Raw genomic sequence first — 20,206 nt, forward strand, 5'->3', positions numbered from 1 at the left:
GCACGACGGCCGCCGACCACCGCTGTGCGGTGACCGGCGGCCGTTCGCGTGTGGCGGGTGCGCCGTCGGCTCAGTACGGGCCGAAGACGTTGTCGATCGAGCCGTAGCGGTCGGCCGCGTAGTTGCAGGCGGCCACGATGTTCGCGACGGGGTCGTACTGGTCGTGCGGGGTGCCCGCGACGTGGTAGGCGTCGAAGGTCGGCTTGATGACCTGGAGCAGCCCGATGGACGGCGTGCCGTTCTGGGCGTTGATGTCCCAGTTGTTGATGGCGTTCGGGTTGCCGCTCGACTCCCGCAGGATGTTGCGGTGGATGCTGTCGTAGCTGCCCGGGATGCCGTGGGCCTTCATGATGGACATGGCCTCGCGGATCCAGCCGTCCAGGTTGTCCGGGTAGGCCTGCGTGGTGACGGCGGCCCGCTCGGCGGTGCGGTCGGCCCGGTCGGCGGAGCCGCGCTCGTCGGCCTGCGCGGCGAGGGACAGCTCCTGGCCCGGGACGATCAGGTCCGGGTCGTCGCCGATGGTCTCCTCGTTGGTCTCGTAGAGGGCTTCCCAGCCGCCCTCGACGTCCTCGGCGGTGGCGATGCCGTGCAGGGTGTCGCCTGCGGTGACGGTGTAGGTCCCGGCCTTCGTCTGCGGGGCGGCGGCGGGGGCGGCCTGCTCCACGACGGCCGGGGCGGCGGCGGGGGTGGGGGCGGCCTGCGCGCTGCCGGCCGCGACGAGCGGCACGGCGACGCCGGCGGTGCCGACGGTCAGCGCGAGGGACAGCCGGGACAGGCTGCGGGAGTTGAGCGGGGTGCGGGAGCGGCGGTGACGGCCACGAGACATAGGTATGCGTCCTCTCCTACGCCTGCGAGGTGAGCTGTCGGATTCGGACGAGAGCTGCCCGGCCATGTTCGCGGCGGTTCCTTGCGGTTCCGTCGCGGTTCCGTTCGCGCTGAACCGCGAGGAACCGCGCTGCGGACATGGCTTCACCCCAAGCCGGCCACGGAAATCCGCGGCACGGCACTTACCTGGTTCCCCCGCTCCCGCTGCGGTGACGTGCAGTCATTTTCCCCTCCACGGGCAGCGGGATTCGGCGTGCCGCGGGTGGGGCCCCCGCCAGGTGGTCGGGAGCGGAGACACATAAACACGGGCCGCCGACCGCGGACAAGGCGCGGGGATACCGACATTTAGCGCCCAAGTGACGATCATGGGGAATTCCGCCACGGAACGCGTTTGGCTATTCTCCGAGCGTGAATTCCTCGACGCCGGGCGCCGGGCAAATACCCGCTTTGCTGGGGGACTTGTTCGGCGGTGCATGACGTCGGCCACGCGGTTGCACGGTCAATGCCACTTTTTGTGTGACCCTCGCCACGGCCATTCCTAAAGGCGCGGAATTCCCAGCGAACCGAGCTATTCGGACATATGGGGCTTTTCGGTGGCCCGTGCCGGGTCGGCCGGGTGGGGTGCCAGGGGCAGGGACGCCGCCAGCCGCGCCTCGCACAGCTCCACGAGACGGTCGTACCCGGCCTTCCCCATCAGCTCCGTCAGCTCGGCGCGGTAGGAGACGTACACCGGGTCCGAGCCGCCGTGCGCCGCCGGAGCGCCGGTGCACCACCAGTGCAGGTCGTGGCCGCCCGAGCCCCAGCCCCGCCGGTCGTACTCCCCGATGGAGACCTGGAGCCGCTGCTCGCCGTCGGGCAGCTCGATCCACGCGTACGTCCGCCGGATCGGCAGCTGCCAGCACACGTCCGGCTTGGTCTCCAGCGGCTCGCGGTCCTCGCGCAGCGCCAGCAGGTGCAGGGCGCATCCGGCGCCGCCCGCGAAGTCCGGCCGGTTGTTGAAGATGCACGCGCCGCCGTGGCGTCGCGTCTTGCGCTCGCCGTCCTCGTCGGTCTCCGTCCAGCCGGCGCGGGCTCCCTCGTCGTGGAACTGCCACGTCTGCGGTGTCAGCCGCGCGACGTGCTCGGCGACGCGGCGCTCGTCGTCCTCGTCGGAGAAGTGCGCCCCCAGCGTGCAGCAGCCGTCGGCGGCCCGGCCCGCCCGGATGCCCTGGCAGCCCGCGCCGAAGACGCACGACCAGCGTGAGGTGAGCCACGTCAGGTCGCAGCGGAAGACCTGCTCCTCGTCGGCCGGGTCGGGGAACTCCACCCAGGCCCGTGCGTGGTCGAGGTCGACCTCCTCGCCCGCGGCCCGCCGCCGCTCCCCGCCGATGTTCCGGTCGGCGCTCCGGCTTTTGCCCGACTTCTTCGCGTTCGTCTTGCCCACGCCCCCAGCGTACGGGCCACCCGCCACGACGACGCGTGCGGCGCGTTAGCGTTCTCCCCCATGAGACTCGGTGTCCTCGATGTGGGTTCGAATACCGTTCACCTCCTGGTGGTGGACGCGCACGGGGGTGCCCGACCGCTGCCGGCGTACTCCCACAAGGCGGAACTGAAGCTGGCGGAGCTGCTCGACGCGGAGGGCGCGATCACCCGCGCGGGCGTGGACCGGCTGGTCGCGACCGTCCGCGAGGCGCTCCAGGTCGCCGAGGACATGGGAGTGGAGGACCTGCTGCCCTTCGCCACCTCCGCCGTCCGCGAGGCGTCGAACGACGGCGAGGTGCTGGCCCGCGTCGCCGACGAGACCGGTGTCCACCTGCGCGTCCTGTCCGGCCCCGACGAGGCCCGGCTGACGTTCCTTGCCGCGCGCCGCTGGTTCGGCTGGTCCTCGGGACGGCTGCTGGTCCTCGACATCGGCGGCGGTTCCCTGGAGATCGCCTGCGGTCACGACGAGGAGGCCGACGCCGCCGTCTCCCTGCCGCTGGGTGCCGGGCGGCTCACCGCCGCCTGGCTGCCGGGCGACCCGCCGGACCCGGACGACGTCCGGGCCCTGCGCCGGCACGTCCGTGCGGAGATCGCCCGCGTCGTCGGCACGTTCAGTCGGCTGGGCGCGCCCGACCACGTCGTCGCGACGTCGAAGACGTTCAAGCAGCTCGCCCGGCTCGGCGGCGCGGCCCGCTCGGCGGAGGGGCTGTACGTGCAGCGCGAGCTGAGCCGCACGTCCCTGGAGGAGTGGGTGCCCCGGCTGGCGACGATGACGGCGGCCCGGCGGGCCGAGCTGCCCGGCGTCTCGGAGGGCCGGGCGCGCCAGCTCCTCGCCGGGGCGCTCGTCGCGGAGGCCGCCATGGACCTCTTCGGCACCGAGCGGGTGGAGATCTGCCCCTGGGCGCTGCGCGAGGGCGTCATCCTGCGCCGCCTGGACCTCCTCCGCTCGGCCTGATCCCGGCGGCGGACGGTCCCAACCCCCGCCGCACGTACGGGTGTTGCGACCTACGGACACCACGCGCCCGGGCGTGGGGAACGCTTTGCGCCGCCGGGGGAGCGCGTGCGGCAGGCGGAGCGGCGCGTGGAGACGACGCCTGCGCCACCGGCACGTCCGACGCGCTGGGCGTCGACGCGACGGCTCGGCCTGTCGCGCCGTCTCCCGTCTCCGGCACGGGTGTTGCCACCGTCGCACGTGAGGCGGGTTTCGTCCGGGTCCCCGCGCCGCCCCCGTGTGCGGGCCACGGACATTTCGCACGGTTTTCTAGGTATCCGTAGTACGGGCGCCCGGATGGGATTCCGCGGAATCCCGCGATACGTTTCCGACGCCGGCCGGCCGCTCGGGATTGTCCCCGTAGCCGTCGGCTGTTTGCCCGGCGCCGCGGCGTGTCGGTGCCTCGGCCGAGCCCCGGTTCGGACGCCTGCGTATGCGTCCGTTCAACCCCCCACGGGGCTCGGTCGCCCCATTCGCGCGCGGGGCTTCCACGGCGCGTGTTCCGCCCATTCAGCTCCGCCTGCTTCCGTATCCGCTGTCCGATTCGGTGCGCGCCGTGGCGCAATCCAGAAATCCCACGCAGCCCCCTTGCGCAATTCCCGTACGGCGGTACAGGGTTCGTCGTCAGCAGGGAATGTCATGTCCCCGCTGAACAACCCCCCATGTGATTCACCACCAACGAGACAGGACCTCTCAATGGCAGTGATGCGTTCCCCCAAGCGCAGATGGTCGGTGGTCGCGGTGACCTCCGCGACGGCCGTCGCCCTCAGCGTGGGCGCCGCGTACCCCGCGGTCGCCGCTGACGAGCCCACCGGCACCATCCTGGGCGCCGGTGCCCCGGGCGCGATCAAGGACCAGTACATCGTCACGCTCGAGGACGGTGCGCCGGACGCCGAGACCAAGGCGGGCAAGGGCATCGCCAAGAAGTACGGTGCCGACATCGAACTCGTCTACGAGGAGGCCCTCAACGGCTTCGTCCTCGACATGACCGAGTCGGAGGCGAAGAGGCTCGCCGCCGACCCGCACGTGAAGTCGGTCGAGCAGGACGCCAAGGTGGAGCTGGCCGCGACCCAGCCGAACCCGACGTGGGGTCTGGACCGCATCGACCAGGTCGACCTGCCGCTGAGCAACAGCTACACCTACCCGGACTCCGCCGGTGAGGGCGTCACCGCCTACATCATCGACACGGGTATCAACCACACCCACAACGACTTCGGCGGCCGGGCCTCCTTCGGCTTCGACGCCTTCGGTGGCAACGGCAACGACGGCAACGGCCACGGCACGCACGTCGCCGGCACCGTCGGCGGCAACACCTACGGTGTGGCCAAGAAGGTCGACCTCGTCTCGGTCCGTGTCCTCAACGACTCGGGCTCGGGCAGCAACTCCGGCGTCATCGCCGGTGTCGACTGGGTGACGCAGAACGCGCAGAAGCCGGCCGTGGCGAACATGAGCCTGGGCGGCGGCGCCAACTCCAGCCTGGACCAGGCCGTCCGCAACTCGATCGCCTCCGGCGTCACCTACGCCGTGGCCGCGGGCAACGAGAACCAGGACGCCCGGAACGTCTCCCCGGCGCGCACCACCGAGGCGATCACCGTCGGCTCCACCACGCGCACCGACGCCCGTTCCTCGTTCTCCAACTGGGGCCCGGCGCTGGACATCTTCGCGCCCGGTTCGGACATCACCTCGGCGTGGATCGGCAGCAACAGCGCGACCCGCACCATCTCCGGCACCTCGATGGCCTCGCCGCACGTGGCCGGCGCCGCCGCACTGGTCCTGGGCGAGAACCCGGGCGCCAGCCCGTCGCAGGTCGACTCCTCGCTGGAGTCCGCCGCCGTCAGCGGCAAGGTCAGCAACCCGGGCTCGGGCTCCCCGAACCTGCTGCTCCAGGTCGGCGAGGGCGACCCCGGCGACCCCGGTGACCCGGGCGACGGCCGCTTCGAGAACACCACCGACGTGGCCATCCGCGACCACGCCACGGTGACGTCCTCCATCAACGTGACCGGTCAGTCGGGCAACGCGCCCGCCGACCTCAAGATCGACGTCAACATCAAGCACACCTACATCGGTGACCTGAAGGTCGAGATCGTGGCCCCGAACGGTGCCTCGGCCGTGCTGAAGGACTTCGGCACCGGTGGCAGCGCCGACGACCTCCTCCAGACCTACACGGTCAACGCCTCCTCGGTGGCCGCCAACGGCACCTGGAAGCTCCGCGTCACGGACAACTGGTCCAACGACACGGGCAAGATCGACTCCTGGGGCATGCAGTTCTGATCCTCCGCTCCCCGGTGGGAGTCGGTGAGATCGACCACCTCTGACCTCAGCCCCCGCGGCCCCGGCCGTGGGGGCTGAGGCGTGCCCGGGCCCGGGCACGCCCCGACCCGGGAGCCGGGGCCACCACGACCCGCCCGGGCCGCGGGGTGAGCGAGGCCACGCCGCCGCCCGCCCGGCTGCCCGTACTCTGGGGCGCGTGGTGGGAGACGATCAGGGGTTCACCCGGACGAGCGACAGCGGCGGCATCAAGGTCGCGCTGTCGACGGCCTCGGTGTACCCGGAGACCACGGCGACGGCGTTCGAGATGGCCGGGCGGCTCGGCTACGACGGGGTCGAGATCATGGTCTGGACGGACCCGGTCAGCCAGGACGTGGAGGCCCTGCGCCGCCTCGCCGACCAGCACGGCGTGCCCGTCCTCGCGGTGCACGCCCCGTGCCTGCTGATCACCCAGCGTGTGTGGTCCACCGACCCGTGGACGAAGCTCCAGCGGGCCCGCAGCGCCGCCGAGCGGCTCGGGGCCTCCACCGTCGTCGTGCACCCGCCGTTCCGCTGGCAGCGCGGCTACGCCCGCGCCTTCGTGGACGGCATCTGGCGCATGGCGGGGGAGACGGACGTCCGGTTCGCCGTGGAGAACATGTACCCGTGGCGCTACCGCGACCGCGAGATGCAGGCCTACGCGCCCGACTGGGATCCGACGAACGACGACTACCGGCACTTCACCATCGACCTCTCGCACACCGCGACCTCCCGTACCGACACCCTCGCCATGCTGGACCGCATGGGGGACCGGCTCGGCCACGTCCACATCGCCGACGGCAACGGCTCGGCCAAGGACGAGCACCTCGTCCCCGGGCGCGGCACGCAGCCCTGCGCCGAGGTGCTGGGCCACCTGGCGACGAGCGGCTTCGACGGCCACGTCGTCGTGGAGGTCAACACCCGGCGGGCCATGTCCTCCGCCGAACGCGAGGCGGACCTGGCCGAGGCGCTGGCCTTCACCCGACTGCACCTGGGCGCCACCGCCCACCGGAGCTGACGCGGGGGCGCGGAGGCGGGGCGCGCCGGACCTCACGCCGTGTCTCATCATGTGGTGGCGGTGTCCGGATCATGGGCGGACGGGCGTACGCTCGAATCCGAGGAAGCCCCCGACTCTCCAGGGAGTGGAAGACCATGCCCGAGCTGAGGTCCCGCACCGTCACCCACGGCCGCAACATGGCGGGCGCCCGCGCCCTCCTCCGGGCCGCCGGCGTAGCCCGCGAGGACTTCGGCAAGCCCATCATCGCGGTGGCCAACAGCTTCACCGAGTTCGTCCCCGGGCACACCCACCTCCAGCCCGTCGGCCGCATCGTCTCCGACGCGATCAAGGAGGCGGGCGGCGTCCCGCGCGAGTTCAACACCATCGCGGTCGACGACGGCATCGCCATGGGCCACGGCGGCATGCTCTACTCGCTGCCCTCACGCGACCTGATCGCCGACTCCGTCGAGTACATGACCGAGGCGCACTGCGCCGACGCGCTGATCTGCATCTCCAACTGCGACAAGATCACGCCCGGCATGCTCATGGCGGCGCTGCGGCTGAACATCCCCGTCGTGTTCGTCTCCGGCGGGCCCATGGAGGCCGGGAAGACGACGCTGGTCGACGGCACCGTGCGCAGCAACCTCGACCTCGTCCACGCCATGTCCGAGGCCGTCAGCGACACCGTCTCCGACGAGGACCTGGAGCGCATCGAGGAGGCGGCCTGCCCCACCTGCGGCTCCTGCTCCGGCATGTTCACCGCCAACTCGATGAACTGCCTCACCGAGGCGCTCGGCCTCGCCCTCCCCGGCAACGGCTCGGTGCTGGCCACCCACACCGCCCGCAAGGAGCTGTACGAGGCCGCGGGCCGCACGGTCGTGGACGTCGCGCACCGCTACTACGACGAGGGCGACGAGACCGTCCTCCCGCGCAACGTCGCCTCCCGCGCCGCCTTCGAGAACGCCATGGCCCTCGACGTGGCCATGGGCGGCTCCACCAACACCGTGCTGCACCTGCTCGCCGCCGCCCAGGAGGCCGGGCTGGACTTCACGATGGCGGACATCGACGCCGTCTCCCGCCGCGTCCCCTGCGTCTGCAAGGTCGCCCCGAACGGGAACTACCACATGGAGGACGTCCACCGGGCCGGCGGCATCCCCGCCATCCTCGGCGAGCTCCAGCGCGCCGGCCACCTGCACGAGGACGTGCACGCCGTGCACAGCCCCTCCCTGGCCGACTGGCTCAAGGAATGGGACATCCGGGGCGGCTCGCCCTCCCCGGAGGCGACCGAGATGTTCTACGCCGCGCCCGGCTGCGTCCGCTCGGCGACCGCCTTCTCCCAGTCGGAGCAGTGGGACACCCTGGACACCGACGCCGCGAACGGCTGCATCCGCGACACCGCCCACGCCTACTCGGCCGACGGCGGCCTCGCCGTCCTGTACGGCAACCTCGCCGAGGACGGCTGCGTCGTGAAGACGGCCGGTGTGGACGAGTCCATCTGGACGTTCGAGGGCAAGGCCGTCGTCGTGGAGTCCCAGGAGGCGGCGGTCGAGGCCATCCTCGCCAAGCGCGTCGCCGAGGGCGACGTCGTCGTGGTCCGCTACGAGGGCCCCAAGGGCGGCCCCGGCATGCAGGAGATGCTGTACCCCACGGCGTTCCTCAAGGGGCGCGGGCTCGGCGCCAAGTGCGCCCTGATCACCGACGGCCGCTTCTCCGGCGGCACGTCGGGCCTGTCCATCGGCCACGTCTCCCCGGAGGCGGCGGCCGGAGGCACGATCGCCCTCGTCCGGGACGGCGACCGCATCGCCATCGACATCCCGAACCGGACGATCGAGCTCCAGGTCCCGGCCGGTGAACTCGCCGCGCGCCGCGAGGCGTTGGGCGGCCGTTACGCACCCGTCGCCCGCGACCGCAAGGTCTCGCAGGCGCTGCGCGCGTACGCCGCGATGGCGACGTCCGCCGACAAGGGCGCCGTCCGCGACGTCACCCTCCTCGGCTGAGCCGCCCCCACCCCCGCACACCCACCGCCGCCCCGGACCCCGGTCCGGGGCGGCGGTGCGTCGCCGTACCGTCAGGTGGGCTCCTCGTCCGGGTGCAGGGCGTCGAGGATGAGGCCGAGGCCGAAGGTGAACTCCTCGGCGTAGTCGTAGCCGGGCTTGAGCGCGTGCTCGGTGGCCAGCTCGGTGAGGTGCGGATAGGCGTCGGCGGGCATGTCGCGCAGGATGGCGCCCGCCACCTCCTCCAGTTCCGCCGAGCCGCTGAACGGCAGGCTGACCTCCTGGATCACGAAGCCGTACAGGTAGCTGTCGATCAGTGAGAACGCGTGGGCGGCCATCGGCACGGAGAACCCCCCGGCGCGCAACGCGCCGATGACGGCGTCGTGGTGGCGCAGCGTCGCGGGGCCCGGGCGGGTGCGGGAGTCCAGCAGCGCGACGGCCCACGGGTGGCCGCGGAGCACGGCGCGGGCGGAGTGCGCCCGGTGCCGCATGGCGCTCTTCCAGTCCGTGTCGCGCGGCGGCAGCTCGATCTCGCCGAACACCGCGTCGACCATGCCGTCCAGGACGTCCTCCCGGCCGCCCACGTGGTGGTAGAGCGACATCGCCTCGACGCCCAGCGGCTCGGCGATGGCCCGCATCGTCAGGGCCGCCGCCGAGCCCTTCTCGTCCGCCACCGCCACCGCCGCGCGGATCACCCGCTCCCGGCTCAGCGGGGTGCGTCCCCGCGCTCCGCGCCGCCCCGTGCCGCCCTCTCCCATGCGCTCCTCCATCGCTCCGCTTGACCGCCTTACGGCGTAAGGCTACCGTGCCTTACAAGATAAGGGTAAGCAGGGTGGCGAGAGGGCGGAACCATGAGCGGTACGGAACGGATCAAGAAGGTCTGCATCATCGGAGCCTCGGGGAAGCTCGGGCAGTACATGGTCCGGCACGCGCTGGAGCGCGGCTACGAGGTCGTCGGCGTGTGCCGCGAGCGGAGCGTCCCCAAGCTCGCCGCGTTCGAGGGCCGCATGACGATCGTCCCCGGCCCCACGAACGACCCCGAGGTCATCCGGCGGGCGGTCGACGGGTGCGACGGCGTGCTGACCGTCCTCGTGCCGTGGGGCGTCCAGCAGTACTCCTCCGGCACCGCTCAGGCCGTCCTCGACCACGCCCGGCCCGGCGCGCGCCTGGTCTTCTCCTGCGGCTGGCACATCAGCCGTGACGGGCAGGACCGGTACTCGCGCCTGTTCCGCGCGGGCGTCGGCATCGCCAGCCGGCTGGGCAAGCTCGTCCGCGCCGTCGAGATCGAGGACCAGGTGGAGGCGTGCCGCCGGATCTTCGCCAGCGACACCCGGTGGACCGTCGTGCGCGGCAGCAGCCTGGAGGAGGGCGAGAGCCAGGGCCTGCCCGTGTGGAGTCGCCACGTCGGCGACCCGGTGCTGGCCAGCGACCTGACGCGCCGCGTGGACTTCGCCCTGTTCATGGTCGAGGCGCTCGTGGACGACTCCCTCGTCCAGGAGGCCCCCGCGATCGTCGGCCGCCTCACCCCGAGCGCCCTCGCCCACACCCCCGCCGCCCAGGGCCAGGGCCAGGGCCAGGGCCAGGGCCAGGGCTAGGGTTCGCTGTTAATGTCGCGCCATGTCCAGGGCCGAGATCGACGCAGTGACCGCCGAGTTCTACGGTGCGTTTGACAACCGGGGCGGCAAAGCCGCAGACGTGGCCCGACTCCGTCGGCTACTTGTTCCGGGCGGCGTGATCGTCTACGCCGGCCCGGAGTTCACGGTCTACACCGTGGACGAGTTCATCGAGCCTCGCGGGCGGTTGCTCGCCGACGGTCGGCTGGTCGAGTTCTCCGAATGGGAGACCTCCGCACGGACGCAGATCGCGGGCGGTATCGCCTCGCGGTTCGGCGAGTACCGCAAGTCCGGGATCTTGGACGGCGAGCCGTTCGAAGGCGGCGGTACCAAGACCATCCAGTTCGTCCGCACTCCGGAGGGCTGGCGGATCACGGCATTCGCCTGGCACGACCAGCCGTGACCGCAGGGGCCGTCGGCTGCGGCTCACCCTGCCGTCCCTTGCTCCTCGTGGACCTCCCGCCGGGGACCCCGCGCCGCCGGGGCGGCTCTCACTCACCGTCCCGGCGGCCCTCACGGCCGACGCCCGTCGGCCTTCAGACGCGAGTGGTGCGGGCGTATCCGATGAAGGCACGCCAGGCGGTGTCGGGGATGACGAGCGCGGGGCCGGTGGGGTTCTTGCTGTCACGGACCGGCATGACTCCGGGGAAGCCGTCGGCCACCTCCACGCACGAGCCGTTGTCACCTCCGCTGTAACTGGACTTGCGCCAAGCCGCGTTGGTCAGGTCGATCGCCTTGTTCATGGTCTCTGTATTCCTTCGTGACCGTGTCCAGCAGATGCAAGGACAGCCTCGGCGAGAGCGCGGCGGCCCTCGCTGGATCGTAGGCGTCACGGCACCGTTGCACCTCCCCCACTCGGTCGTCGTCCATCACGTTGCCCGTGTAGAGGCCCTCGACGTAGGCGAGGTCGGGTGCGTCGGCACATTTCATCAGCGTGAGCATCGATCCCATGACGGGGCCGTGCGCTCCTTCTGAGAAGGGGACGACCTGCACCCTGATGCGCCCGTCGCGGACCAACTGTGTGATGTGCGCCAGTTGCTCCGCCATGACTGCGCACCCACCCACAACGCCGCCGCAGGAACCGCCGTCGCCCGACGGGGACACCCCGCCCGGTGACGGGACGCACCGCAGGTGACGACGGGTGCCCTGCACGTCCTGCGTCCCGGCCGGGCCGCCCTCGGGCGGCTCCTCCTGGATGCCGGGGCGCTGTCTCCGGAGTGGCTGCCCGTCTTCGCGGCGGTGGACCGCGACGACTTCCTGCCGGACGTGATCTGGCCGTGGGACATGGAGCACCGTGCGTGGCTCGACGACCCCGGCCGCTCCTGGCCGGTGTGAGCGGCGGCCGGAGCGTCGCTCCCCGTACGCCTGCTGACAGGATGACGTGGTGAACACGGCACATCACCAGAACCTCCCTGTCGTACGTCCCCTCACCGACGCGGACATCTCCGTCTCGGTCGACACACTGGCCCGAGCCTTCGCCGACTATCCCTTCACGCGGCATGTGATCGCCGCAGAGGGCCATGAGGAAAGAGTTCGGCGCTTCCAGGAAATCTGCCTCACGCGCATCGGCATGGTGTACGGCCGTGTGTGGGTGGCCGACGGAGGACGTGCCGTCGCCGTGTGGGCCACGCCCGACGCGGACCCCTCGCCTGCCTTCGCCGAGGTCGGCCCGGTGCTCGCGGAGCTGACCGGCGACCGGCAGGCGGCCTACGCCTCCGCGGAACAGGCTGTTGCTCCGCACCGGCCGCGGGAGCCGGCGTGGTTCCTGAACGCGGTGGCCGTCGCTCCCGAAGCGCAGGGTGAGGGCCTCGGCGGCGCGGTGCTGGCTCCCGGCCTTGAGGAGGCGGGGAAGGCCGGGCTTCCGGTGTTCCTGGAGACCTCCAACGAGCGGAACGTGCGCTTCTACGAGCGGCTCGGCTTCCGCGTCACCGCTGCCGTCACCCTCCCCGACGGCGGGCCCCGCACCTGGTGCATGCGCAAGGACCCGCGCTGAGGTCGGGAATGCCTCCCGGCGGTGCGTCCTCTCCCGGTGGTCCACCGCATCGGGAGGCCGATGTCTGGGCCGTCGCAACTCCCACGAATTCAACGAGTTTTGTCATAGGCAAAGTAACTGCGTGATGATTGCTGGAAAACAACACGTCGTCGGATGAATCCCGCCGGTTGACCCAGGGCGTCTGCAAACAGGCGTGACCGGTGTCCTGGCTCGGTTTGATTTCCGCATGGCCTCATCGGTCACGGATCACTGGTCGACGTCCGCTCCACGGCTCAGTCGATCAAAGAAGCAGACCGGCGCACCGTGTCTGAAACACGCCCGGCGCGCCGGTCCGGGGGCGTCAGTCGACGACGGTGGCGGAGTCGACGGCCAGGTCCTCCATGCCCCACTGTTCCAGCAGGTCGGCGTAGGTGCCGTCGTCGATCAGGGACTGGAGCGCCTGCCGCAGGACGTCGGCCAGCGGCTCGGCGTCGGCCGGGACGGCGAGGCCGATGCGGGCGGGCTTCATCCGCGCCTCGGCGATGGCCAGCCCGGCGCGCTCGGGTTCGGCGAGGTGACCGACGGCGTCTGCGTGGAGGGCGTACCAGGCATCGGCCTCCCCCGCTCGCACGGATTCCACCGCGCGGCTCTCGTAGGGCACTTCTGTCACCTCTATGGGCGTGGCGCACTCCGCGCTGCGCTCGTGGATCTGCTCCTCCATGCCGGACAGCGTCACGACGGTCCTGCCGCACAGGTCACCGAGGTTCTTGACCTCCCCGGTGCGGCCCTCGGGCACGACGAGGACCTCGCTCTCCACGAAGTAGGGGACGAAGTCGAAGTCGGTCGACTGCTCGGGGTGCGCGACGTGCTTCAGGGGCCTGGTCAAGGCGAAGGCGTTCAGCTCGCCCAGGCCGAGCGCCGCGTTCGTCAGCCTCGAGAGCTGGCGGTCGTGGTTGACCTGACGGAAGGTGAGGTCCACCCCGAGCTGTCGGCTGAGTGCCATGGCGAGCGCGGGCTCGAACCCCTCGTGCTCACCGGCGCCTTCGGCCAGCGGCAGGCCGTGGTCGTCCCAGTACACCAGGATCTCGCCCTCCTCCCGGACGAACGAGGGCAGTTCGTCGTAGAGGGGCGCTTCGGGCTCCTGCTCGCCTTGCTCGGGCTGCTCGTCCTGATCGGGGTCCTCCTGCGGGGACGCGCGGTCCGCGTCGGGGCCCGGTCGCGGGTCGGAGGACGCGCCGGGGGCGCCGTCGGCCTGCTGTTTCCCGTCGTCGCCGAAGGGGCGGACGAGGAGCACGGTCAGCGCGATGGCCAGGACGGCGGCGACGGCCGCCCCGGCGAGGGCCAGGCCCAGCCGGGAGCGTGCCGGGCCGGGCGGAGCGGACGGGCCGGGCCGCAGGCCGGGTGCCGGGGCGGGGCCCGGGACGGCGGCGGTCACCGTCGGCAGGGCGGACGGCGGCAGGGCGAACGGCGGTGGGGGTGGCGGCGCCTCGGACGGCGGGGGCGGTGCGTTGGGCGCGGGCGGTGGCGCGGCGGGGGTCGACACCTGCGTCGGTTCCGGGCCCTCCAGGGCCAGCAGGCCGGCCGCGTCCCGGCCGAGCCGGGCGGTCAGGGCGGGCGGCAGGCCCGCGTCGTCGGCCTCCGCCGCACCGGCGTGTGCGGCGGTGACGGCGGCGACCTCCTCGACGGACGGGCGGTCGTCCGCCGACCGGGCCAGGCAGCGCACGGCCAGATCCCGCAGCGCACCGGACAACGGGCCCTCTTCGGGGCCGAGTTCGGGCTCCTCGTGCAGGACCCGGTACAGGACGGTGTGCAGCGAGGGCGCGCCGGCGCCGAAGGGCCCGGTGCCGGTGGCGGCGAAGACGAGCACGGCGCCGAGGGCGAACACGTCGGTGGCCGGGGTGACCGTCTCGCCCCGGATCTGTTCCGGCGGCATGTAGCCGGGGGAGCCGACCAGGGACCCGGTGCGGGTGGCCACGCTGGCCTCCGCCGCGCGGGCGATGCCGAAGTCGATGACCTGCGGGCCGTCCAGCGTGATCAGCACGTTGGACGGCTTGAGGTCCCGGTGGACGATTCCGGCGGTGTGGACGTCCCGCAGCGCCGCGGCCAGTCCCGCGGCGATCCGCCACACCGACGCCTCGGGCAGCGGTCCGTGCAGGGAGGTGACGACGTCGTGCAGCGAGGGCCCGGGGACGTAGCCGGTGGCCACCCACGGCACCGCCGCCTCCGTGTCGCTGCCGAGGACGGGCGCGGTGCGGGGGCCGCTGACGCGCTGCGCGGCCGTCACCTCGCTGCGGAAGCGGCGGCGGAACTCCTCGTCGGCGGCCAGCTCGGCGTGGATGAGTTTGACGGCGACGACCCTGCCGTTCGGTGAACGGCCGAGGAACACCTGGCCCATCCCGCCTGCCCCGAGCCGTCCCAGCAGCCGGTACGGGCCCACCGTCGCCGGGTCCCCCGTGCGTAGCGTCTCCACCACAGTCCCCCGTCAACGTGGTCGCGAGCAGGGGGCGTTCCCCCCGTCCCCGTGTCATCGTACCGAGGTCGTCGGTCCGTCACGGTCGACGATCGTCGCCTGACGTGCGGTTCCGGGGCGCAAATGATCGATCAAAGATCTTCCCCCCGGGGGTGTGGTATTCGGGCTTCCTCGAGAGTGCCGAGTGCAGGGAACTCCGGGTTTCCCCGTTCCCTGAGAGTTGGGCGATGGTATACGAGCCGACTCACCCTGTTCGTTGACTGGCTCCGGTTCAACGAACTACTGTGCGCGACAAGTCACTTCGCTGGACGTGACGCCCGTCACGGGCGAGGTGAACGTGCCCATGGCAAGGTAATTGCGCGGTAAACAGTTTCAGATTCAACGGGGTACTGGCTGCGGGTGCGGATTCCCGCGCTCGTCCGGGATCGATAACCACGGCTTCCTGCACGGGCTTTCGCCCGCCGACATCCTGAAGCGTCTGAAAATGCACAAGCACGGGGGTCATTGTGTTCGACGCGAAGAGTGCTGCCACAAATCCGCCAGACGAGGGGACCGGCGCGTCCGGTGCCTCCCTCCGCCGTGGCGTCCACACGGAGGCCGCGGAACCGCCTCCCGCACACCGACACGAGGCGGAATTCGCCGACCGGATGGAGCGGGCCCTCCTGGAGGCCCGGGAGCTGATCGACTCCACGATGTCGCTGCACCGCAGCCGCTCGGACGAGGGCCCGCTGGTGGTCCCCACGGACGACGCGGATCTGGAGGCGAGCCTCGAACGGCTGATGAGGCGCGCCCGGCACTCCGTCACCGCCTCGCTGCCCGGCGATGACGAGGAGACGCTCTCCCTCCTCTCCACGCTGCTGCGGCACCCGTCGCGCACGGCGTCCTCCGCAGGGGCACCGCCCGGCACCCGCCCGGTGGCCGTCCGGCTGCTCTGCGGCCCGGGCGCTCTCCGCGCGGGGATACCGAGCCCCGCCGAACTGCGCGCCGCGCACTGCGAGATCCGCGTCATGGAGAACGCTCCCGAGGAGACGCTCATCGTCGACGGATGCCTGGCCCTCATCAAGGCCGGCCCCGACGTTCCGGAGGGCATCGCCATCATCCGGGACCCGGCCTCCGTCCGGGCCCTGGACCTGCTGTTCGCCTGCTCCTGGGGCGGTGCCCGTCCCCTGGAGGAGCACCTGCGCCTCAGCGGCAGTCTGCACTCCCCCTCGGCGCGGCGCGTCCTGGAGCGGCTCCGCGAAGGGCACACCGACGACGTGGCGGCCCGGGAACTCCAGGTGTCGCTGCGCACGTACCGTCGGCACGTGGCCGAGGTCATGAGTGAGCTCGGGGTGAGCTCCCGGTTCCAGGCCGGCGTCCGGGCCGTCGAGCTCGGTCTGCTCTCCAGGCATCCGGGCGCGGGACACCGCCGGGCCCGGCACACCCGTCAGGCCGACCTGGCCCACGCCGCGGAGGGGGCGTGAACGACCCCGTGACCCGCTTACCGTCCACCGGGAAGCGGCGCCAGGCCCACGGCGTCACCGGATTCCGCTCCGACGACGACGTGGAGGCGGAGCTGCTGGAGTTGCGGCGCCGCATCGAGGAGACCGTCGAGAAGCACCGGCAACGCCGCGCGCAGGACGCGCTCATCACCGCCGTGGGCACGGACCGGACGGACGTGGTGGGTTCAGCACGTCGGCTGGCGGCCGGGGCGTCGGCGACCGTCGACATCCTGCTCGCGGACGCCGAGTACCTGGAGGCGGCGCAGGCCGTCTGCGACCACCTGCTGACCGCCGGGCCGGACGTCCACCTGCGATTACTGTGCACGTCGGGGATGCTGAGCGTGGGCCTGCTCGACTCGGCGGTGCTGGAGCGGCCGAACACCGAGGTCCGGGTGGCCCGGGTGCCGATGCTGCAGGTGCTGCTGGTGGACGGTCGGGCCGCGATGGTGGCCGCTCCGTCCGCGGCCGGGAGACAGGCCTCGGTCATCCGCGCCACCAGCGTCATCCGGGCCCTGGACACGCTGTTCGAGGGGCTGTGGTGGCAGTCGGTGGCCATGGAGGACCGCGTCGAGTTCTGCGACGCCGGCCGGACGACGTCGCCCGCACGGATCCTGGAGTGTCTGCGGGCCGGGGTGACCGACGAGGTCGCCGCCCGGGAGTTGTCCATCTCCATCCGCACCTATCGCCGCTGCGTCGCGGAGATCATGACCGTGCTCGGCGCCAACTCCCGCTTCCAGGCGGGCGTGCGCGCCGCCGAGCTGGGTCTCCTCTCCGAGGAGGCCGGCCTGCGCGCCGACCGGTCTCCGGGCGGCTCCGCAGCCCGCACCGGGGGGAGGGGGTCGTGACGGGCCGACCCCCCCCGGTCGGGGCGCGCTGCCCGGTTGACAGCTTCATGCCTCCTCCCGGCGCCGTCGGCCCCTGGGGGACGACCGGCCGTGGCCGCCGTCACACCACGGCGGGACGTGCGTGCAGGTTGCTGCCACGAGAGTCCGCGTCCCGTCTGTCAGCGGGTTCACGGCACTAGCCTCCCCGTGGGCTAACCCTGTCGTGAGCTGGGAGAACGGCCGGAAACCCTTGCCCCCCCATAAGTGAGACCGCGATCGCCACGGCGCCGCGAGGTAACGGAGGCTTCACACGATGGACGCAACCACCCCTGCGCAGGGACGGAAGGCGGGGGCGAAAGAGTGGCTCGGCCTGACGGTGCTCGCCCTCCCGACTCTGGTGATGTCCGTCGACGTCACCGTTCTCTACCTGGCGCTGCCGCACCTCGGTGCCGACCTGCAGCCCTCGGCCAACCAGACGCTGTGGATCATCGACATCTTCGGCTTCCTGCTGGCCGGCTTCCTCATCACGATGGGCACCCTCGGTGACCGGATCGGCCGCCGTCGGCTGCTGATGATCGGTGGGGCCGGGTTCGCGGTGGCCTCACTCGTGGCCGCCTACGCCAACAGCGCCGAGATGCTCATCGCGGCGCGTGCCCTCCTCGGCTTCTTCGGCGCGACGCTCATGCCGTCGACGCTGTCGCTGATCAGCAACATGTTCGCCGACTCCAAGCAGCGGGCGCAGGCGGTCGCGATCTGGGCGGCGTGCGTCTCCTCCGGCATCGCCATCGGCCCGCCGGTCGGTGGGCTGCTGCTGGAGTCGTTCTGGTGGGGCTCGGTGTTCCTGCTCGCCGTCCCGGTCATGGTCCTGCTCCTGGTGGCCGCGCCGTTCCTGCTGCCGGAGTACAAGTCGCCGTCCGCGCACAAGCTGGACCTGGTGAGCGTCGGGCTGTCGCTCGCGTCGGTGATCCCGGTCATCTGGAGCATCAAGGAGCTCGCCGAGGACGGACTGCAGGCCCTGCCGCTGGCCGTGCTGGTCGCCGGTCTGCTGCTCGGCGTGCTGTTCGTCATGCGACAGAAGCGACTGACCGAGCCGCTGCTCGACGTCAGCCTGTTCCGCAACAGCGAGTTCAGTGCCACGCTGCTGATGCTCCTCGTCGGTGTCGGCGTGGTCGGCGGTGTGTATCTGTTCATCTCCCAGTACCTGCAGCTCATCAAGGACCAGGGTCCGATGGAGGCAGGTCTGTGGATGCTGCCCTCGGCGTTCGTGATGATGGTGACGGCCGCGGCCTCCCCGGCGCTCGTGCGGTGGGTCCGGCCGGGATTCCTGGTCGGCGGCGGTCTCGCGATCTCCGCGACCGGGTACTTCATGCTGCTGGGGGTCGGCGCGGACGACGGCCTGTCCGCTCTGGTCATCGCGATGATCGTGCTGTTCAGCGGGCTCGGTCCGGTGTTCGCGCTCGGCACCGACCTCGTCCTCGGCACCGCGCCCCCGGAGCGTTCCGGCTCGGCCGCGGCGATGTCCGAGACGGCCATGGAGTTCGGCATCTCCCTCGGTATCGCCCTGCTCGGCAGCGTCGGTGCCGCCGTCTACCGCAACAACATGGAGGACGCGGTACCCGACGGGCTCTCTCCGGAGGCCGCCGAAGCGGCCGTCGAGACGCTCCCGGGCGCGATGGCCGTCGCCGCCGAGGCGCCGCCCGAGGTGGGCGGACCGCTCGCCGAGCGGGCGTTCGCGTTCTTCATGGACGGCTTCCACGCCAGCGCGGTCGTCTGCGGCATCACGGTCGGGCTGTTCGCCCTGGTCAGCTTCGGTCTGCTGCGCAACGCCCGCACCAAGGCGCAGATCGACGCCGAGGCCGCGAAGGCCGACGACGAAGGCCGGGACGAACTGGCGGCCGCCGCAGCGCGGTAGCCGTCGCGGACTGGTGAACGTAAGGGGTGGGGTGCCGCACACCGTGCGGCACCCCACCCCTTCCTGGTCCGCGACCGAGGCCCTTTGCCGCTGGCCGCGTGCCAGAAGACCGGGCCCGGCGGTCAGTCGGCCGTGGTGGTGCGGACGGCCGGGCCCCCGGCCGTCCGCCGGGCCGCACGCACCCGGCCGTCCATGTAGCGGCGCAGCACCGGGGCGAGGACTCCGCCCCAGGTGGCGAGCGCTCGGCTGAATCCGTCCAGGCAGATCACGGGCTGCCCCCGGTCCAGTCGGCGCATGATGCCCCGGGCGACGGCCGACGGCTGGAGCGGCTTGACGATGCCCGCGATGGCAGCCGTCTCGGCCGGCTTCCACTGACTTTCCTCCGCCAGCTGCGGGGTGTCCACGTCCGGGGGGAAGACGCAGGAGACCCGCACGCCGTGCGGGACCAACTCGCCGCGCAGCGCCTCCGTCAGGCCCCGCACGGCGAACTTGGCGGCGCCGTAGGCCGTGTATCCGTACACCCCGATCAACCCGGCCGCCGAAGCGATCGTGACCACCGTCCCACGACCCCGCCGTGTCATGCCGGGAGCCACCGCGCGGACCGCCCAGAGGGTGCCGAAGTAGTCGACGTCCATCATGGTTCGGAAGACGTCGTCGGGCAGTTCGAGGAACGCGCCCGGCCGCGCCTGGCCGGCCGAGGTCACCAGCACCGCGCAGGGCCCGGCCTCCTCCTCCAGCTCCTCGACGGCGGCCGTCACGGCGTCGCGGTCGGTCACGTCGACGCTGCGCGTGTGCACCGTCGCACCGGCCGCCCGGAGCGACTCCGCAGCCGTCGCGAGCCCCGCCGGCCTCCGGGCGAGCAGCGAGACGACCGCTCCCCGGGCGGCGAACTCGCCGGCCAGGGCCAGCCCGATACCGCTGGAGCCCCCGGTCACGATCACATGATCGCCCGGCCGGACCCAGTTCTTGTCGCGCGCCACTTCCGCCCCCTCGTGTGCGACGGTGCCGGCGAACCGGACGAGTCCTGAGGCGGATCGCTGTCACCGACGAAGATCCTCTGATCGGTCAGGAAACCTACCCCGCCGCGACCACACGTCGGCGGCCCGGCCGTAACCCGGGCCCCATCGCGTCCGGTTGCTGCTACGCGGAGCCGTCCACGCCGGTCCGGGAGGGGCGGCGAGGACGGTCGGGGGTCTGGTGCGGCACCTTGCTGCCACCGGCCGCGAAAGCCTTCCCGAGGGGGCCGGGTCCCTGTACGAGGTGCCGTCCCGCCACCCCCGACGTGGCAGTTTGATGCGCGAGAAGTGCGCAACCGGTGACGCACCGCACCCGCTCGCTGATGCTCCGTGATAGGGCGCTCCGGCCGTGGCAGCTCCCTGC

General features: G+C 72.0%; 18 protein-coding genes and 1 riboswitch. Of the genes, 11 read left to right on the top strand and 7 right to left on the bottom strand.

The genetic code is table 11. From position 1 onward, the window contains the following. Nucleotides 1-70 precede the first annotated feature (70 nt). Complete coding sequence (locus tag V6D49_RS15385) at nucleotides 71-826, bottom strand: LysM peptidoglycan-binding domain-containing protein (protein ID WP_340560300.1); 756 nt, start codon at nucleotides 824-826, stop codon at nucleotides 71-73. A 4-nt stretch (nucleotides 827-830) separates the two neighbouring features. Continuing rightward, nucleotides 831-1,050: riboswitch (cyclic di-AMP (ydaO/yuaA leader) on the bottom strand. Between the two features lie 343 nt (nucleotides 1,051-1,393). Further along, nucleotides 1,394-2,194, bottom strand: a complete 801-nt coding sequence (locus V6D49_RS15390; protein WP_340564050.1) for a hypothetical protein — start codon at nucleotides 2,192-2,194, stop codon at nucleotides 1,394-1,396. 114 nt (nucleotides 2,195-2,308) lie between these two features. On the opposite strand from V6D49_RS15390, the gene V6D49_RS15395 reads away from it, so the two are divergent. The 4 genes from V6D49_RS15395 to ilvD all read left to right on the top strand — a co-directional run bounded on the left by V6D49_RS15395 (nucleotide 2,309) and on the right by ilvD (nucleotide 8,557). After that, on the top strand, nucleotides 2,309-3,241 hold the full coding sequence (locus tag V6D49_RS15395) for a Ppx/GppA phosphatase family protein (protein WP_340560302.1): 933 nt from the start codon (nucleotides 2,309-2,311) through the stop codon (nucleotides 3,239-3,241). A gap of 732 nt (nucleotides 3,242-3,973) precedes the next feature. Next, complete coding sequence (locus V6D49_RS15400; RefSeq protein ID WP_340560303.1) at nucleotides 3,974-5,548, top strand: S8 family peptidase; 1,575 nt, start codon at nucleotides 3,974-3,976, stop codon at nucleotides 5,546-5,548. 304 nt (nucleotides 5,549-5,852) lie between these two features. Further along, nucleotides 5,853-6,581: a sugar phosphate isomerase/epimerase family protein gene (locus V6D49_RS15405; RefSeq protein WP_340564053.1), complete on the top strand. Its 729-nt coding sequence runs from the start codon at nucleotides 5,853-5,855 to the stop codon at nucleotides 6,579-6,581. 134 nt (nucleotides 6,582-6,715) lie between these two features. Continuing rightward, complete coding sequence (ilvD, locus tag V6D49_RS15410) at nucleotides 6,716-8,557, top strand: dihydroxy-acid dehydratase (RefSeq protein WP_340560305.1); 1,842 nt, start codon at nucleotides 6,716-6,718, stop codon at nucleotides 8,555-8,557. 71 nt (nucleotides 8,558-8,628) lie between these two features. Here the strand turns inward: ilvD and V6D49_RS15415 are convergent, their stop codons facing one another. After that, on the bottom strand, nucleotides 8,629-9,312 hold the full coding sequence (locus V6D49_RS15415; protein ID WP_340560306.1) for a TetR/AcrR family transcriptional regulator: 684 nt from the start codon (nucleotides 9,310-9,312) through the stop codon (nucleotides 8,629-8,631). A gap of 93 nt (nucleotides 9,313-9,405) precedes the next feature. On the opposite strand from V6D49_RS15415, the gene V6D49_RS15420 reads away from it, so the two are divergent. Both V6D49_RS15420 and V6D49_RS15425 read left to right on the top strand, forming a co-directional pair. After that, nucleotides 9,406-10,149 carry an NAD(P)-dependent oxidoreductase gene (locus V6D49_RS15420; protein WP_340560307.1) on the top strand — a complete coding sequence of 248 codons (744 nt, stop codon included), beginning with the start codon at nucleotides 9,406-9,408 and terminating at the stop codon, nucleotides 10,147-10,149. Nucleotides 10,150-10,171: 22 nt separating this feature from the next. Beyond that, complete coding sequence (locus V6D49_RS15425; RefSeq protein ID WP_340560308.1) at nucleotides 10,172-10,570, top strand: DUF4440 domain-containing protein; 399 nt, start codon at nucleotides 10,172-10,174, stop codon at nucleotides 10,568-10,570. 133 nt (nucleotides 10,571-10,703) lie between these two features. Here the strand turns inward: V6D49_RS15425 and V6D49_RS15430 are convergent, their stop codons facing one another. After that, entirely contained in the window at nucleotides 10,704-10,910 is a 207-nt protein-coding gene (locus V6D49_RS15430; protein WP_340560309.1) for a DUF397 domain-containing protein, read from the bottom strand. Further along, nucleotides 10,849-11,214: a Scr1 family TA system antitoxin-like transcriptional regulator gene (locus tag V6D49_RS26235; protein WP_445330529.1), complete on the bottom strand. Its 366-nt coding sequence runs from the start codon at nucleotides 11,212-11,214 to the stop codon at nucleotides 10,849-10,851. Before V6D49_RS26235 ends, V6D49_RS15430 begins: the two co-directional genes overlap by 62 nt. Before the next feature lie 84 nt (nucleotides 11,215-11,298). On the opposite strand from V6D49_RS26235, the gene V6D49_RS15435 reads away from it, so the two are divergent. Beyond that, complete coding sequence (locus tag V6D49_RS15435) at nucleotides 11,299-11,502, top strand: hypothetical protein (protein WP_340560310.1); 204 nt, start codon at nucleotides 11,299-11,301, stop codon at nucleotides 11,500-11,502. A gap of 49 nt (nucleotides 11,503-11,551) precedes the next feature. Continuing rightward, nucleotides 11,552-12,160: a GNAT family N-acetyltransferase gene (locus V6D49_RS15440; RefSeq protein WP_340560311.1), complete on the top strand. Its 609-nt coding sequence runs from the start codon at nucleotides 11,552-11,554 to the stop codon at nucleotides 12,158-12,160. Nucleotides 12,161-12,500: 340 nt separating this feature from the next. Here the strand turns inward: V6D49_RS15440 and V6D49_RS15445 are convergent, their stop codons facing one another. Then, nucleotides 12,501-14,609, bottom strand: coding sequence for a serine/threonine-protein kinase (locus V6D49_RS15445; RefSeq protein ID WP_340560312.1), 2,109 nt, complete (start codon nucleotides 14,607-14,609; stop codon nucleotides 12,501-12,503). Between the two features lie 647 nt (nucleotides 14,610-15,256). On the opposite strand from V6D49_RS15445, the gene V6D49_RS15450 reads away from it, so the two are divergent. The 3 genes from V6D49_RS15450 (at nucleotide 15,257) to V6D49_RS15460 (ending at nucleotide 18,826) form a co-directional block, all read left to right on the top strand. Beyond that, nucleotides 15,257-16,072 (top strand): helix-turn-helix transcriptional regulator, encoded by an 816-nt coding sequence (locus V6D49_RS15450; protein ID WP_340560313.1) that lies wholly within the window; start codon nucleotides 15,257-15,259, stop codon nucleotides 16,070-16,072. Between the two features lie 8 nt (nucleotides 16,073-16,080). Further along, nucleotides 16,081-16,935, top strand: coding sequence for a helix-turn-helix transcriptional regulator (locus V6D49_RS15455; protein WP_340560314.1), 855 nt, complete (start codon nucleotides 16,081-16,083; stop codon nucleotides 16,933-16,935). A gap of 292 nt (nucleotides 16,936-17,227) precedes the next feature. Beyond that, nucleotides 17,228-18,826 carry an MFS transporter gene (locus V6D49_RS15460; RefSeq protein ID WP_340560315.1) on the top strand — a complete coding sequence of 533 codons (1,599 nt, stop codon included), beginning with the start codon at nucleotides 17,228-17,230 and terminating at the stop codon, nucleotides 18,824-18,826. A gap of 122 nt (nucleotides 18,827-18,948) precedes the next feature. Here V6D49_RS15460 and V6D49_RS15465 read toward each other — a convergent pair whose 3' ends face one another. After that, complete coding sequence (locus tag V6D49_RS15465; protein ID WP_340560316.1) at nucleotides 18,949-19,761, bottom strand: SDR family oxidoreductase; 813 nt, start codon at nucleotides 19,759-19,761, stop codon at nucleotides 18,949-18,951. Between the last annotated feature and the right edge of the window lie 445 nt (nucleotides 19,762-20,206).

The organism is Streptomyces sp. GSL17-111 (assembly GCF_037911585.1).
GTDB lineage: Bacteria > Actinomycetota > Actinomycetes > Streptomycetales > Streptomycetaceae > Streptomyces.

Coding starts and splice junctions, on each gene's coding strand:
- V6D49_RS15385 (WP_340560300.1), bottom strand. CDS start 826: ATGTCTCGTGGCCGTCACCGCCGCTCCCGCACCCCGCTCAACTCCCGC.
- V6D49_RS15395 (WP_340560302.1), top strand. CDS start 2,309: ATGAGACTCGGTGTCCTCGATGTGGGTTCGAATACCGTTCACCTCCTG.
- V6D49_RS15400 (WP_340560303.1), top strand. CDS start 3,974: ATGGCAGTGATGCGTTCCCCCAAGCGCAGATGGTCGGTGGTCGCGGTG.
- V6D49_RS15405 (WP_340564053.1), top strand. CDS start 5,853: ATGGCCGGGCGGCTCGGCTACGACGGGGTCGAGATCATGGTCTGGACG.
- ilvD (WP_340560305.1), top strand. CDS start 6,716: ATGCCCGAGCTGAGGTCCCGCACCGTCACCCACGGCCGCAACATGGCG.
- V6D49_RS15415 (WP_340560306.1), bottom strand. CDS start 9,312: ATGGGAGAGGGCGGCACGGGGCGGCGCGGAGCGCGGGGACGCACCCCG.
- V6D49_RS15420 (WP_340560307.1), top strand. CDS start 9,406: ATGAGCGGTACGGAACGGATCAAGAAGGTCTGCATCATCGGAGCCTCG.
- V6D49_RS15425 (WP_340560308.1), top strand. CDS start 10,172: ATGTCCAGGGCCGAGATCGACGCAGTGACCGCCGAGTTCTACGGTGCG.
- V6D49_RS15430 (WP_340560309.1), bottom strand. CDS start 10,910: ATGAACAAGGCGATCGACCTGACCAACGCGGCTTGGCGCAAGTCCAGT.
- V6D49_RS26235 (WP_445330529.1), bottom strand. CDS start 11,214: ATGGCGGAGCAACTGGCGCACATCACACAGTTGGTCCGCGACGGGCGC.
- V6D49_RS15450 (WP_340560313.1), top strand. CDS start 15,257: ATGGAGCGGGCCCTCCTGGAGGCCCGGGAGCTGATCGACTCCACGATG.
- V6D49_RS15460 (WP_340560315.1), top strand. CDS start 17,228: ATGGACGCAACCACCCCTGCGCAGGGACGGAAGGCGGGGGCGAAAGAG.